Below are 14,454 nucleotides of genomic sequence, written 5' to 3'. Positions count from 1 at the left end.
GAAGGGAACACTGCGGACCTGGCGGCAGCGGCGGCTGCGATATCATGCGCCGTCACTCCGCGTAAGGCGAATGCACGCATGAATGCCGACAAGGCCATCGAGGGCCGGCTGATCTGGATCGATCTGGAAATGACCGGACTGGATACCGACCACGACCGGATTCTCGAGATCGCCACCATCGTCACCGACGCCGAACTCAACGTGCTCGCCGAAGGCCCGGAGCTGGCGATCGTGCAGCCGCTCGATGTGCTGGAAGCGATGGACGACTGGAACCGCAGCCAGCATCGTCGCTCAGGCCTGTGGCAGCGCTCGCTGGAGCAGGGCGTGGGACTGGCCGAAGCGCAGGCGCGCACGCTGGAATTCCTCGAGCAGTGGGCCGCGCCGGGCAAGTCGCCGATGTGCGGCAACTCGATCTGCCAGGACCGCCGGTTCCTGCACCGGCAGATGCCGGCGCTGGAGCAGTTCTTCCACTACCGCAATCTCGACGTCAGCACGATCAAGGAACTTGCGCGCCGTTGGGCGCCGCAGGTGCTGGCGGGCTTCACCAAGCACTCTGCGCACACCGCGCTCAGCGATGTGCGCGATTCGATCGACGAGCTCCGCCACTACCGCCGGCATATGGCGGCGCTGGCGTCACCGACGGCCTGACAGACTGCACCACCGGGTCAGCCGGACAGCGCGTCAGCGAACGACCGCATCGTCGCGCAGCGCAGGCGCCGGGAGCGACGCCCGCTTGCCGTCGCCGTCGTAGAGATACAGGTGGGTATCGCGCTGCGGGTAGGGAATGCTGATGCCCGCCCCATCGTAGGCGGTCTTGATGCGTTCGAGCAGGGTCGTCTTGGTGCCGAACCAGTCCGACGACTTCACGAAACAGCGGATCCCCAGGTTCACGGCGTTGTCGCCGAGTTCGTAGACCACCGCATCGGCGCCCGGCTCCTCGAGCACGCGCGCATCGGCGCGCACCTGCTCCAGCGCCACGGTGCGCGCCTGCTCGATGTCGTCGCCATAGCCGATGCCGATCACCAGTTCCACGCGACGGATGCCCTGGGTCGTCAGATTGGTGATCACGTCGGAGGTGATCAGGTTGTTGGGGATGGTGTGCAGCTGCCGGTCCGCACCTTCCACCACGCTCTGGAAAATGCGCACTTCGCGCACGGTGCCGGTCTGGCCCGCGATCGTCACGACATCGCCGACATGGAAGGGACGCAACGTCACCAGCATCACGCCCGAGGCGATGTTGGACAGCGAATCCTTGAGCGCGAGGCCGATCGCGAGGCCGGCGGTGCCGATGACCGCGAGCAGTGGCGCGGTCTGCACACCCAGCGTACCGAGCGCGACCACGACCACGACCACCACGGCGGCGATGTAGGCGATGTTGCGCAGGAAATTGCCCAGCATCGGATCGAAACCGAAGCGGGTGAGGGCGGCAGGCACCATGCCGCTGAGCCGGCGCGCGAGCCACATGCCGACCAGCATGACCGCGGCGGCCTTCAACAACGTGGGGCCCCACAGGACCAGCAACTGGTTCCAGTGCACGGATTCGAATTGAAACACGCGTTTCCCTCCATTCGGGTCGAGCGGGCCCGTACACCGCGGCCCTGAAACGCACGAGCCCCGCCGGAGCGGGGCTCGTGGACCGCATCAGACTGGCCGATGCGGCATTAACAGCACGTCGTCTCAGGCCGCGGACTGCTTCGCCTTCGACTTCGCGAGCTTGAGCCAGGTGTCGACGACGGTGTCGGGATTGAGCGACACCGATTCGATGCCTTCGTCCATCAGCCACTGCGCGAGATCCGGATGGTCGCTCGGGCCCTGACCGCAGATGCCGATGTACTTGCCCTTGGCGCGCGCGGCCTTGATCGCCATCGACAGCAGCTTCTTGACCGCAGGGTCGCGCTCGTCGAACAGATGGGCGACCACCGACGAATCGCGATCCAGACCGAGCGTGAGCTGGGTCAGATCGTTGGAGCCGATCGAGAAGCCGTCGAAGATGTCGAGGAACTCGTCGGCCATCAGCGCGTTCGAAGGCAGCTCGCACATCATGATGATCTTCAGGCCGTTCTCGCCGCGCTTGATGCCGTTCTTCTCCAACACCTCGATGACCCGACGGCCTTCGTCGAGCGTGCGCACGAACGGGATCATCACCCAGAGGTTCTCCAGGCCCATGTCGTTGCGGACCTTGAGCACCGCGCGGCATTCGAGCGCGAAGGCTTCGGTGAACGACGGATCGACGTAGCGGCTGGCGCCGCGGAAGCCGATCATCGGGTTCTCTTCTTCCGGCTCGTAGCGCTTGCCGCCGATCAGGTTCGCGTACTCGTTGGACTTGAAGTCCGACAGGCGCACGATCACCGGGTTCGGGGCCACCGACGCGGTCAGCGTGGCGATGCCTTCGGCAAGACGGTTGACGTAGAAGTCGACCGGGCTGCCGTAACCGATGGTCTTGGCGTCGATCTTCTTCTTCGTCTCGGCGTCCTGCTTGTCGTACTCGAGCAGGGCGTTGGGATGCACGCCGATGTGCGCGGCGATGATCATCTCCAGACGCGCCAGGCCGATGCCGGCGTTGGGCAGCTGGCCGAAGTCGAACGCGCGCTCGGGGTTGGCGACATTCATCATGATCTTCAGCGGCGCCTCGGGCATCGAGGTCAGATCGGTCGTGATGCGCTCGAACGGCAGGATGCCGCTGTAGATGAAACCGGTGTCGCCTTCGGCGCAGCTGATCGTGACTTCCTGGCCGTCTTCGATGGTCTCCAGCGCATTGCCGGTGCCGACGACGGCCGGCACACCGAGTTCGCGGGCGATGATCGCCGCGTGGCAGGTCCGGCCGCCGCGATTCGTGACGATCGCCGAAGCGCGCTTCATCACCGGCTCCCAGTCGGGATCGGTCATGTCGGCGACGAGCACATCACCGGGCTGCACGCGGCTCATGTCGTCGAGCGAACGCACCACGCGCGCGACGCCGGCACCGATCTTCTGGCCGATCGCACGGCCTTCGCAGACCACCTCGCCACGCTGTTCGAGCGAGAAGCGCTCGATCTGGGTGTTCTTGGCGCGCGACTTCACCGTTTCCGGGCGTGCCTGCACGATGAACAGCTTGCCGCTGGCACCGTCCTTCGCCCATTCGATGTCCATCGGGCGCTTGTAGTGCTCCTCGATGATCAGCGCCTGTCGCGAGAGTTCCTGCACGTCTTCGTCGGTGATCGAGAACGTATCGCGCAGGTCGGCCGGCGTGTCTTCGATGCGCACACGCTCGCCGGGCACGTCGGAATAGACCATGCGCAGCTGCTTGCTGCCGATGCCGCGACGCAGGATCGCCGGCTTGCCGGCGCGCAGCGTGGGCTTGTAGACGTAGAACTCGTCCGGGTTCACCGCGCCTTGGACGACCATCTCGCCGAGGCCGAAGCTGGACGTCACGAACACCACGTCACGGAAGCCGGACTCGGTGTCGAGCGTGAACAGCACGCCCGAGGCGCCGATGTCCGAACGCACCATCAGCTGCACGCCCGATGACAGGAACACGTCCTCGTGCTTGAAGCCGTGGTGCACGCGGTAGGCGATCGCGCGGTCGTTGTAGAGCGAGGCGAAGACTTCCTTGACCTTGACCACCACGTCGTCGGCGCCGGTGACGTTGAGGAACGTCTCCTGCTGGCCGGCGAACGAGGCATCGGGCAGATCCTCGGCGGTCGCCGACGAACGCACGGCGACCGCGATGTCGCCGCCGCCGTTCTCCGCCGCCAGCTTCTCGTAGGCGGTGCGGATGTCGGCATCCAGATCGGGCTGCAGCGGCGCGTCGATGACCCAGCCGCGGATTTCCTTGCCGGCCGCGGTCAGCGCACCGACGTCTTCGACGTCCAGCGGCGCCAGGCGATCGAAGATGCGCTGGTGCAGGTCGTTGTGGGCGATGAACGCCTTGAATGCATCCGCCGTGGTGGCGAAACCGCCGGGCACCGATACGCCGAGCTTGGCGAGGTTGCCGATCATCTCGCCGAGGGACGAGTTCTTGCCGCCGACCTGGGCGAGGTCGGACAGGCGCAGGTCATGCAGCCACAGGATGTTGGCGCTCAAGGTGAGACTCCGTGTCGCGTTGATCGAGAAGGAGGTCGGGCAGGCCCGGCATCGAACGGCTATTTTAGCCTTCCCGGGCGCCGCGGCGCTCGTCACGTGACTTCCGGAGCCCGCATGTCCAGTCCCCGCCCGGTGTTCTACGTGTCCGACGGCACAGGCATCACCGCCGAAACCATCGGCCACAGCCTGCTCACCCAGTTCAGCGGCACGCAGTTCAGTACCAACCGGATTCCGTTCGTCGACAACGAGACTCGCGCGCGCGAAGTCGCGGCCTTGATCCGCGCGCGCGGCGAGGCGATGGGCGTGCGCCCGATCGTCATCAGTTCCTGCGTCGACACCGGCCTGGCGCTGGTGCTCGGAGAGAGCGGGGCCCTGGTGCTCGATGTGTTCGCGCCTTTCATCGAACCGCTGGAGCGCGAGCTGCTGGAGACACGCGAATCGCGCGTCGGCCGCGCGCACGGCATGGTCGATTTCGAGACCTACCATCGCCGCATCAACGCGATGAACTTCGCGCTGACCCACGACGACGGCATGGCGACGAACTACGACGAGGCCGACGTGATCCTGGTCGCGGTATCGCGCGCGGGCAAGACGCCGACCTGCGTATACCTGGCGCTGCATCACGGCGTGCGCGCGGCGAACTATCCGCTGACGGAAGAAGACCTCGAGCACGACCGCCTGCCGCCGCGACTGCGCGCGCACCGGGCCAAGCTGTTCGGATTGACGATCGACCCGGTGCGTCTGGCGCAGATCCGTCAGGAACGCCGGCCGAACTCGCGGTACGCGAAGCTGGAGACCTGCAAGCACGAAGTGAGCGCGGCCGAGGCGTTGTTCCGCGCCGAGCGCATGCCGTCGCTGAGCACCACGCACACGTCGATCGAGGAGATCTCGAGCAAGGTGCTGTCGACACTGGGCATCGAGCGCGTGATGTATTGAAGCGGTCGCGCCGGAGATGGGGCCTGCAGGCCCCGAATCCCATCCCAAGCGACTGTGTTCGATCCTGACGGATTCATCGCTGCGGATGTAGCATCGATCCATGGAAAAAGTCCTGACCCGCCGCCGCCCACGCGTCCCTTCGATGGGCCGGTTCGGCTGGCTGATGGCGCTGTACGCGGAGAACCACAAGCGCCTGGTGCGCCTGTTCGATCCCGCGAGCCTCGCACCCGGACGCTTCCGGTCCGACGTGCCAGGCGCGCTGCCGGTGTTTCTCGACGTCATCGAGCAGCATCCGTACACGACGCAACTGCGCCTGAGCTACGCAATGCTCGATCCGGTGACCGGCGAACCCGACCCGTCCGCGCATCTGCGTCTGTACCGGGATGCAGGGCAGGTCGAGGCGACGCATTGCTATGTCGGCCGCCGCTGGCAGGACGTGATCGGCATGTTTCCGCCGCCGGAGGAAGTGGTCGATCATCGTCTACGCATGAACACTTTCCTCGGAAAGTGGCTGCAGTATCTCGACGATCAGGGACATGGGCTTGCAAGCCTGCGTCCAAATCAGGATGATGCGCGGCTCGATCGCAGCAAGGCCGGCGCCACCGGCTGAGACGTTCCCCGGAACGAATCGGAGCGAACGAAGGAAGTGCGAAATTCTGTTGACGTTGCCGACACGGAACACTACACTTTCGCGCTCCCAAACGTGGGGCCATAGCTCAGCTGGGAGAGCGCCTGCATGGCATGCAGGAGGTCGGCGGTTCGATCCCGCCTGGCTCCACCACAATTTGTCTGTCGATCAAAGGCCGATCGATAGAATGATGCAGGTTTCTGCGTCCCCATCGTCTAGAGGCCTAGGACACCACCCTTTCACGGTGGACACCGGGGTTCGAATCCCCGTGGGGACGCCACTTTTCAAGCACACGGGCAGCTCGCAAGAGCTGCCCGTTTTGCTGTGTGCGTGTTTCGGAATGCGGCGTTGATGACGCAGATCACCCTCCGGCGCGACGCCGGTGCATGCGCGAGTGCCGCCGCCACTGGAAAGTGCGGGCTGCCCGCGCGAATACGCCGACCTGACGTTCTGCAGGCGCGTGCTTGCGCGCGACTCAGTCGATCGCATGCGCAACCCTGTCTCGCATCAGCGCGCTCGTACGTCGAACTGTCCGGGGAGCAGGGCAGCGGGGCACCAGCTCGCCACTGTGTTCCGCAGTACGCGCACATGGCGTCGCGCACACAGAATGTTATAAATTCACAGGAATAACCTTCGGTCCGCGCTGTCGGATCGATGCCACTCGTGACGTCCAGCTTCGGAGCAACACTATGGTTCTACGTGCGTGCCTTCTCTCCACCGCGATCGCGGCGACGCTTCTGGCCAGCAGCCTGCCGAGCGCAGCGCAATCCGTCGAAACACGTGCGGAACAGGCCGCCAATCCGCTGACGGCGGCATGGGACACCCCCGACGGGGTACCGCCGTACGACCGCATCCGGCCCGAGCATTACGAGCCGGCGTTCGACCTGGCGATCGCCGACGCGCGTGCCGAGAGCCAGCGCATCGCCAACGATCCGGCGGCGCCGACGTTCGAGAACACGATCGAGGCAATGGAACGTGCAGGGCGGCAGCTGTCCCGCGTCTCGAGCACTTTCTTCACCGTGGCTTCGGCCGACGCGACGCCGGCCAACCAGGCGATCCAGAAGAACGTGGCGCCGAAGCTGGCGCGCCTGTCCAACGAGACCATGCTCGACCAGGCGCTGTTCAAGCGCGTGGACACGCTCTACACCACGCGCGCGCAGCTGGGGCTGACACCGGAGCAGACGCGTCTGCTGGAAGAAACCCACCGCCGTTTCGTGCGCGCGGGCGCCGCGCTGTCGCCCGAGGCGCGCACGCGCGTGGCCGCAATCAACGAGGAACTCGCCAATCTGGGCGTGGCGTTCGGTCAGAAGCTGCTCGCCGATCAGAAGGCCAACGACGTGCTGCTGAGCGCGGCCGAGATCGAAGGTCTTCCAGCCGACCAGACCGGTGCCGCGGCTGCGGCGGCCGAAGCGGCCGGCAAGCCCGGGCAGTACCTGTTCCCGGCGACGCGTTCGGCCGCCGAGCCGTTCCTGACGGCGGCGCCGAATCGTGAAGCACGCGAGAAGATCTGGCGTGCCTTCACGTTCCGCGGCGACAACGACAACGCCAACAACACCAGCGACGAGATCACCAAGCTCGTCACGCTGCGCATCGAGCGCGCCGAACTGATGGGCGCGCCGAGCCATGCGGACTATGTGCTCCAGGACTCGATGGCCAAGACCACCGACGCCGCGATGGAGCTGCTGACGGCGGTGTACCAGCCGGCACTGGTGCGCGCGCAGGAAGAATTGCGCGACATCGAAGCGCTGGCTGCGAAGGACGGGGTCACCGATGTCCAGCCCTGGGACTGGCGCTATTACGCCGAGCAGGTGCGCCGCGAACGGTTCGCGCTCGACGAAGGCGAGGTCAAGCAGTACATGCCACTCGACGGCATCGTCGATGCGATGTTCGAGACCACGCAGAAGCTGTTCGGACTGACCGCGCACGAGCGTACCGACATTCCGGTGTATGCCGATGGCGTGCGGGTGTTCGAAATCCGCGAAGCCGATGGGCGGAAGGTCGGTCTGTTCTACGCCGACTGGTTCGCACGGCCGACCAAACGCCCGGGTGCCTGGATGAACAGCATCCGCGTACCCAATGGTCTGCTCGGCGACAGCCCGATCGTCGTCAACAACCAGAACATCACGCCGCCGGCGAGCGGCGAGCGGGCGCTGATCTCGCTGGACGAGGCGCAGACCCTGTTCCACGAGTTCGGTCACGGCCTGCACGGGCTGTTGTCGACGGCGCGTTATCCCAGCCTGTCGGGCACGGCCGTGCCGCGTGACTTCGTCGAATTTCCCTCGCAGGTGTACGAACACTGGATCACCGAGCCGACGATCCTCCGCGCGCATGCCCGCAACGCGGAAGGCGAGCCGATGCCGGAGGCGATGCTCGAGTCGCTGCTGAAGGCGCAGACCTTCAACCAGGGCTTCCTGACCGTGCAGCAGCTCTCGTCGGCGATTCTGGACATGCGCCTCCACCAGATGACCGAACTGCCACAGGACTTCGAAGCGCGCACGTGGGAAGCCGCGCAGCTGCGCGAGTTGGGCGTGCCTGAGGAGATCGGCATGCGTCACCGTCTGCCGCACTTCAGCCACATCTTCGACGGCGGTTATTCGGCGAGCTACTACGCCTACACCTGGGCCGAGGCGATGGATGCCGACGGCTTCGACGCGTTCAAGGAAGCCGGCGACGTGTTCGATCCGACGCTGGCGGCCAAGCTGCGCCGCGAGGTCTACGAGGTCGGCAACACCCGCGACCCGGCCGAAAGCTACGAGGCGTTCCGCGGCCGCATGCCGACCGCCGACGCACTGCTGCGCAACCGCGGGCTGAAGTGACAGAGGCGTTGTTCGCCGAAGCGTGAGGCGAGGGCGATCCGATACTCCGGGTCGCCCGTTGCGCACCGTGCTGCAGTCCCAACGGGCGGCGAATCCCGGGCCGGTCGAACGTAACCGGCCCGATCTTCGGAAACGCGTGGATCTGGTGACCGCAGGCTGATCTGATCTGCGGTCACCGGTTTCTGCAGTCGGCAGAGTCGATCGGGGCGATGTGCAGCGACGTGATCAGATCCGTGCGGCAACCGCAAGCCTTGATGTGCGCAGCGAACCACCGGTACCGCACACGGGCTGCTTCGTAGGAGCGAACCTGATCAGGTCCGGAGCAGCGGCTTGTACTCTGGATCAGCTGGATCGAGCGGAGGTGCGGCAGCAACGCTGTCGGCGACCCCTTAACCATGGCGCCGAGAGATCCGGCAACCTAACCTCCTGAAATTGTGATGAAAATTGCTCGACGGTTCGAGCGCTTCACGCTGCAAGATGTCGGACCGCGTCGCGGTTAAGGAGCAGGGTCGAAGTTCGCGCCGTGGTATCGGAGGAAGCAAAGCTCGACAAAGTCGCACCGATGTCACGAGTTCGTTATTTGCGCCAGATCATGTCCTCGACATGGGACGGGAGCCTGCTCCAACCAGGTGAGAGGTCGTCAGGACGCTCGCGCATGAGTTCCCACGCCGTAATCCACAGACTTGCGCGCCGAATCGCGGGGTCGGCGATCTTCCGGTAGGCATCCCATCGCAGCGCCTTGATGGGCTCCTGATTGTGCAGGGGGCCGTGGATATACCTCGCCATGTTCCCGCTGGTTTGGACACACTTGGTCAGAGGAAGGTCCCTAACTGTGTTCATGTTGAAGCTCACCTTGAGGAGCATCTGGCGGGCAATGTGAGGACTACCGCGCAGGTCTTCAGGCCAGGGCTCTCCTGCGTAGAGGCTGCGCTCCAAGGTTTCGCCGAATGCCCCGATCAACTCGAGTATCCGTTGCTCGTGCTCCGCTAAGGCCGGGAGGTCCAAGGCACGGGGCGCAGACCACTTAGCCCGATGCTCAGGCCTGAGATGGAGCGCGCAGTCATGAGTCGGGCAGCGCGTGCACAGAACCCGCCTCCAGCTGCGACGGGTCCACAGGGGATCTCCTCGGCGTTGGTCTTCGTCCCAGCACATGGGGCAATAGACCTCGTCCGCCAGCGGTGCCAGAAGCCAAGGTGCGTGGGGCAGACGGTGTGCTGAGAGATCCGGTGCCCGCATTCCGATCGCAGCAGCCATCCTGCGCAGCGTTTCGACAGAGGGCGACTCGACCTCGCCGAAGGGTTGCGGATCGTCCCAGTTCAAGCATTCCCAGAGACGCGTGGGCGGACATTCGTAGAGCTCAGCGGCTCGGTTAACGACCGAGCGCAATGTTTCATCCGGCAACGGAGGTTGGATCCACCAGCGCTGAAGGGCAGGCTCCACCTCAGCCATCGACCTGCCTTAGCTCGGCCTGCACCGCGGCTTGCCTTGCGGCGGCCAGCGGTGGTTCGAACATGGCCCGCTCCAGGAGGGCCGTCGTGATCTGGTCATCACCCGACTCGACGGCATGTGCTGCCGCATGGGTCACGAGTTGTACGACCGCCTGAAGAATACCCTTCGAGAGCCGGATCAACTCTGTCGACAGAGTCGGCGACGAGAGATGGGAAGGCTTTCGCAACGGAAGTACTTTCTCTAGCGCATCGAGGAAGTTCTTCAGGTATGCGTCGCGCGTCCACAATGGCAACTCTCGGTACTTGAACCTGGCGTTCAAGTGCTCATCGACCTGCATCGCCGCGGGTGCATGAGATGTCCCAAGTATCAGGATCGGCAACGACAGTTCGTTCATCAAGAACTTGATGGTGTCCAGCGCAATCCGCTGCTGACGTGCCGTTGTGGTCAGGATGTCCTGGATTTCATCGACAACGAGCAGCTTGAGATTCGCAGCACGGCAGAGCTTGAGCACCATGCGTTCCCGTTCGCTTCCAGAGTAGCGACTGGGCTCGGGAACTCCGAACCTGGCCAGTATCCGGCTATAGAGCGTTTTGGCTTCCCGGGCGTTGGTCATGTTGATCGCCAGAACGGGTTGGCTAGCTCCTCTGCCGATTGCTGCTGGTGTTGGCGGGTACCTGCGAAGAATGGCTCGAGAGAGCATGGTCTTTCCCGATCCAGGTTTTCCGGAGACTACGAGTCCGTTGGCTCTCGTCTGGGCCGGCATGCGGATGAGGAATTCGATGTGGTCGAGAACCGGGACGAGGCGCTCATGCATGATGAAGCGTTCGACAAGCATGCGGCCGGCCCGCTCCTCGGCAGGCAGATCGAGCTGATCGCGAGCACTGGGATCGAGGTGGTGGAAGTTGCCCATGTTCGTCAGTCCCACTCTTCGAGTCGGATGGCGGCTCGGTTGGGTGGGGTCACAGGGTCTGCCGGAGCCGGATCCATCAGGGGCGCACCGCGCATGACTGCTGAAGGCTTTTCCAGGCGTTTGCCGCGGCGGGCCTGTCTGGTGGCTTCTTTGGCATTGAGCTCGATGCTGTCGGTGACCTCAAAGCCCTTGTCTGTCTCAGCGTCGATCCTGGCTCGTGTATCCCGATGCAATCGCCTGTTGCAGGAAGGATCTGTCGCACGACCACCGATCAGGTCTGCTGTAACCAGGACCCCATCCGAACGTCTCACCCAGACTGATCTTGGGTCTCTTGGGTCGTATCGCACTCGTACCGGGCCGTCCGAGTTGAGCATCGTCGCCAGATCATGGTGCCAGTAGCGCGAACCTCGGAGCTCGATACCGGTTCGACGGACAAGCCGCATCTCGAAAGGTAGGAAATCCATGCGGAACTCCATCGGCCGCGCAACCAAGGGTGGACTGCTGAGGTTTCCAGCCGCGTCAGTGAGGCTGCGCTCCCACGCGACAATAGGCGGCAATCCGAGCGTGCGGTGGATGCGCTGGTGGTAGAACCTGCAGATCTTCTGCGTCATCCATTGCCGGAACTCGTCCAGCGTGAGCGTGGCCTTGGCCTCGCTGTCATAGCTTCCGCGTTCCCTGATGTTGCTGAAAGTCGTGCCCGGCAGAAGGTGCGCAATCTTCATGAGCGTGCCGATGAGACGCTCGATGTGTCCTCCGTAGTGCGGTGTCCTGACAGGGCGCCATGCGAGCTCGATCTGATGTTCGTCGCAACCGCGCTCGAGCGCCAGACTGCGGAAATCCTTGCCGTTGTCGACGAGGAGCTTTTTCGGCTTTCCGTACATTGGCCAGACTCCGGGATCGCCGGCGTTCTCAGGCTTCGGCAGCGCGGAATGTTCGATGCACAGCGAAACCGAAACGGAGGAGGGCGCGTCCATCGAGATGTACATTCCAAGTACACAGCGAGTCGCGACATCGATCGCCAAGGTGATCCATGGACGACCCAGCACCGCGCAACGATCTTCGCTCAGCACCATGACGTCGGCGCGGGTGTGATCGATCTGGATAAGGTCAAGATGCTTGCCGACACACAATCCACCCGTTCGTGGCCGCCATTTCTGTCGAGCGGAGGGGCCACCTTCCCGCGCCATGTCCGCGGCGACACCGAGCTCTTGGCTCAAGCGCAGCAAGATGGCCTTGCGTGAAGGTATCGGCAGCTGGAGTCGTCGCGCCATGGACCGAACACGGACCACGACATGCTCCTTGGGCGGCTGCTCGCGCAGCATGTAGTGCTTGGCGATGGCGTGCCGAATCAACGCGTCGACGCGAGGATCAAGTCTACTGAGTCCACGCGGTCGCCCGCCGGAGTTTCTGGCCAGGGTGCTGGCGCGGGGAGCCTGTTGGAAGGCAGCTCGGATGCGCTGGAGTTGGCGAATACTGATGCCATGCCGCTCTGCCAGCTTTGCCAGTACAGCGCGGGGAACTGTCCTGTGGTCGACGTAGACGCTCAGGTCCTTGGCGAGCTCGGTGCACCTCCGCCATTCGGCCTCATGAATTGTTCCGGCCTCCCGGCCATGGGCAGGAAGGGGTAGTGATTCAATCTGGGAGATCGGAACGGAGATCATCTCCCCGCTACCCATGTCCCGCGCGTCGACGTGCGAAATCGAATTGACACCGTCGATCTGGATTACGCGTCCCTTGGACACGCAGACGGTTCCCACTTTCAACAGGAGGCTCATTAGGCAACTCCCTCAGTGTCGGCGTCTCGTGCTGGCCGTAAGTTTTCAGCGCGGTCGCCGGGCCGGATCCGGATTTGCCAGCTTGCAGGGGTCGTTGAAGAGTCCGGCAGATGCCGGGCGCAGGTGTGGACAGGCATTGAGCTCTCCCTGCCGGCCTCTCGGCGAGCGACCGGCGTGATCGGATATCTCCCGTCCTGTATGGACAGGACAGGGGAACTTGACTTCGTCGGAGGGTGCTCGGAACATGGCCGCAACGGCCTCGAATCCGTTTGCAGCAACTGGGCCCCGCATTGGCGTGCGGGGCCCACTTTGTTCTGAGCGACGGGATTTCATTCGCTCATCGGCGGCTCCTTCTTCGTTCGATTGATTCGGTCAGCCGGCCTGCCGAGGGCTGCCCCTTTCGCATGTGCCGACATGCCCGCCCATTCCGTCCGTGGCGTTCATCTGTGACGTCTCAAGCAGTCGCGGGTGGAGAGGCCTGGCGCCGCAGCGCCGCGAGCCACCAGGCAACGTCCTTGGTCAGGGCGTACTTGCCTCTTCGATGAGGAATGGCGAACACAGGTACCGGGAGCACGCCCCGGGCCAACGCCTGTCGGAACCCGCCGAGGGAGGCATACCCCAACGCCCGGCGCAGATCGTCTTGACCGATGACCGGTCCGTAGAGCTGCAACAAGTCCTGCTGCAGTGCGATGGCGAGAGAATCTGTTGGCTGGTCACGGTCGGTCACGCATGGAGCGTAACCGTTGCCAGGATTTCGGCCCACAGGGAACAACGAGCGACATCGTTACTCTAGTTCTTCGCCCGCGCACTGCGTCCAAGCCAATGAATCGCCTTAAGTTCTACGGTGACACACGTCTGAAGCAGCTAGTTCGGCATGCTGATGCTGGCCAGCCCAAGTCCGCGCGCAGGGCGCTCGATGTACTGCGAGTCGGCCTATGGTTCGAAGCATTGCGTGCGCAGCTAGGATGTGCGACGGCATACGGCCTCGGTCAGTTGATTCAGCCCAACACCTACAAGAAGGGGCTTCACCACAACAATCTCTGGGCGAAGTACGCCGCAGGCCGGCATCTGCCTGGTCCAGAGACGGTGCGGGCGAGTGCCATGAAGGTTCCAGGCTCAGAGGAGATGATCGCGAGCCCGGCATGGCGTGCACTTGATGCCACCGAATCACTGGAAGGGGGTGGTGGTGACGCAGTGCTGAGAAGCCTGCGCCCGAGGATCCAGAGTGCCGTTTTCGAGGGGGAAGCGCTGGCGAAAGGCCTGTACGTGCGTCGCCGATCCCTCGGAGTTTCACTGAAGATTCTGCAAGGAGAAGCGGGCCTGCACTCGTTGGCGGCCACTGTGGTCTTGCTGCGCGATGCTCATGCGACTGGTGACAGATCGCGAGCATTCACCATCGGACAGTCGCTGCACCGAACCCTTTTGATGGCTGCAGTGGGATCGCCGTTGAAATTCATTGCAATCGAGCTCTTTGAATTTTTCATCAGGAATATCTTCCCGATGGCAGAAAATCGCGCGTTCGCCATGGATCTCGACGCCGGTGTGCTCCACGAACAGGCGGTCTGGCTCAGACGGACAGCATTGCAGCAGCATGCTGCCGGCAAGCCGGGATTCTCTCTGGTCGGCAACACTCGTCAGCTACGACGGCTGTTGGAGTTCGACTTCGGCTTTGACCTGATGTATGGCCTTGGGCCGCGTCTCAAACTGATCATGCCACCTGAAGAAGCCGGTAGTGCTGCTCTCGATTTCGTGGCGATGAACAATGTCAGATGCGAATGGGGCAGATCCGTCCTGCGAAGCGGAAAGTGTGTGCGCTTTCCGCCAGATCATGTCTTCCGAAATCCGGGGTAGGCGTTCGGGCGCATGAAGCTTGCCTGA

Annotated in this window: 11 protein-coding genes, 2 tRNA genes and 1 pseudogene; 7 read left to right on the top strand and 7 right to left on the bottom strand. The window is 63.8% G+C overall.

All coding sequences use genetic code 11. From position 1 onward, the window contains the following. Positions 1-78 precede the first annotated feature (78 nt). Positions 79-648, top strand: coding sequence for an oligoribonuclease (gene orn, locus AC3IRM_RS08910; protein WP_489202830.1), 570 nt, complete (start codon positions 79-81; stop codon positions 646-648). A 33-nt stretch (positions 649-681) separates the two neighbouring features. Here orn and AC3IRM_RS08905 read toward each other — a convergent pair whose 3' ends face one another. Both AC3IRM_RS08905 and ppsA read right to left on the bottom strand, forming a co-directional pair. After that, entirely contained in the window at positions 682-1,554 is an 873-nt protein-coding gene (locus AC3IRM_RS08905; protein WP_489202829.1) for a mechanosensitive ion channel family protein, read from the bottom strand. Positions 1,555-1,677: 123 nt separating this feature from the next. Then, a complete protein-coding gene (gene ppsA, locus AC3IRM_RS08900) occupies positions 1,678-4,062 on the bottom strand; it encodes a phosphoenolpyruvate synthase (protein ID WP_489202828.1) in 2,385 nt (794 codons plus the stop codon). Positions 4,063-4,176: 114 nt separating this feature from the next. Between ppsA and ppsR the strand changes: the two genes are divergently transcribed. From ppsR to AC3IRM_RS08875, 5 genes are all read left to right on the top strand, one after another. Further along, the gene (ppsR, locus tag AC3IRM_RS08895; RefSeq protein ID WP_489202827.1) at positions 4,177-4,998 is read left to right on the top strand and encodes a posphoenolpyruvate synthetase regulatory kinase/phosphorylase PpsR; all 822 of its coding nucleotides are present in this window, start codon (positions 4,177-4,179) and stop codon (positions 4,996-4,998) included. Positions 4,999-5,098: 100 nt separating this feature from the next. Continuing rightward, positions 5,099-5,608 (top strand): DUF1249 domain-containing protein, encoded by a 510-nt coding sequence (locus AC3IRM_RS08890; RefSeq protein ID WP_489202826.1) that lies wholly within the window; start codon positions 5,099-5,101, stop codon positions 5,606-5,608. 95 nt (positions 5,609-5,703) lie between these two features. Further along, a tRNA-Ala gene (locus AC3IRM_RS08885) sits at positions 5,704-5,779 on the top strand. A 51-nt stretch (positions 5,780-5,830) separates the two neighbouring features. Then, positions 5,831-5,906 (top strand) — tRNA-Glu (locus tag AC3IRM_RS08880). 409 nt (positions 5,907-6,315) lie between these two features. After that, positions 6,316-8,442 (top strand): M3 family metallopeptidase, encoded by a 2,127-nt coding sequence (locus AC3IRM_RS08875; RefSeq protein WP_489202825.1) that lies wholly within the window; start codon positions 6,316-6,318, stop codon positions 8,440-8,442. Positions 8,443-9,018: 576 nt separating this feature from the next. Here AC3IRM_RS08875 and AC3IRM_RS08870 read toward each other — a convergent pair. The 5 genes and pseudogenes from AC3IRM_RS08870 to AC3IRM_RS08850 form a co-directional block, all read right to left on the bottom strand. Then, positions 9,019-9,447 carry a hypothetical protein gene (locus AC3IRM_RS08870; protein ID WP_489205969.1) on the bottom strand — a complete coding sequence of 143 codons (429 nt, stop codon included), beginning with the start codon at positions 9,445-9,447 and terminating at the stop codon, positions 9,019-9,021. A 57-nt stretch (positions 9,448-9,504) separates the two neighbouring features. Next, positions 9,505-9,891, bottom strand: a pseudogene (locus AC3IRM_RS08865) (TniQ family protein); the annotation flags it as partial. Beyond that, positions 9,884-10,801 (bottom strand): TniB family NTP-binding protein, encoded by a 918-nt coding sequence (locus AC3IRM_RS08860; protein ID WP_489202824.1) that lies wholly within the window; start codon positions 10,799-10,801, stop codon positions 9,884-9,886. The pseudogene AC3IRM_RS08865 and the gene AC3IRM_RS08860, both read right to left, overlap by 8 nt. 5 nt (positions 10,802-10,806) lie before the next feature. Continuing rightward, complete coding sequence (locus AC3IRM_RS08855; protein ID WP_489202823.1) at positions 10,807-12,576, bottom strand: transposase; 1,770 nt, start codon at positions 12,574-12,576, stop codon at positions 10,807-10,809. Positions 12,577-13,030: 454 nt separating this feature from the next. Beyond that, a complete protein-coding gene (locus AC3IRM_RS08850) occupies positions 13,031-13,303 on the bottom strand; it encodes a hypothetical protein (protein WP_489202822.1) in 273 nt (90 codons plus the stop codon). Positions 13,304-13,305: 2 nt separating this feature from the next. Between AC3IRM_RS08850 and AC3IRM_RS08845 the strand changes: the two genes are divergently transcribed. Next, complete coding sequence (locus AC3IRM_RS08845; protein ID WP_489202821.1) at positions 13,306-14,427, top strand: hypothetical protein; 1,122 nt, start codon at positions 13,306-13,308, stop codon at positions 14,425-14,427. The last annotated feature ends 27 nt before the right edge of the window (positions 14,428-14,454 follow it).

The organism is Luteimonas sp. KH_071 (genome assembly GCF_057838005.1).
This window is presented reverse-complemented; position numbering and strand designations above follow the sequence as displayed.

Bases quoted from the DNA above. Each gene is read 5' to 3' on its own strand.
- AC3IRM_RS08860 (WP_489202824.1), bottom strand. From the start codon at position 10,801: ATGGGCAACTTCCACCACCTCGATCCCAGTGCTCGCGATCAGCTCGAT.
- AC3IRM_RS08855 (WP_489202823.1), bottom strand. From the start codon at position 12,576: ATGAGCCTCCTGTTGAAAGTGGGAACCGTCTGCGTGTCCAAGGGACGC.
- orn (WP_489202830.1), top strand. From the start codon at position 79: ATGAATGCCGACAAGGCCATCGAGGGCCGGCTGATCTGGATCGATCTG.
- AC3IRM_RS08845 (WP_489202821.1), top strand. From the start codon at position 13,306: ATGGAGCGTAACCGTTGCCAGGATTTCGGCCCACAGGGAACAACGAGC.
- AC3IRM_RS08875 (WP_489202825.1), top strand. From the start codon at position 6,316: ATGGTTCTACGTGCGTGCCTTCTCTCCACCGCGATCGCGGCGACGCTT.
- ppsR (WP_489202827.1), top strand. From the start codon at position 4,177: ATGTCCAGTCCCCGCCCGGTGTTCTACGTGTCCGACGGCACAGGCATC.
- AC3IRM_RS08890 (WP_489202826.1), top strand. From the start codon at position 5,099: ATGGAAAAAGTCCTGACCCGCCGCCGCCCACGCGTCCCTTCGATGGGC.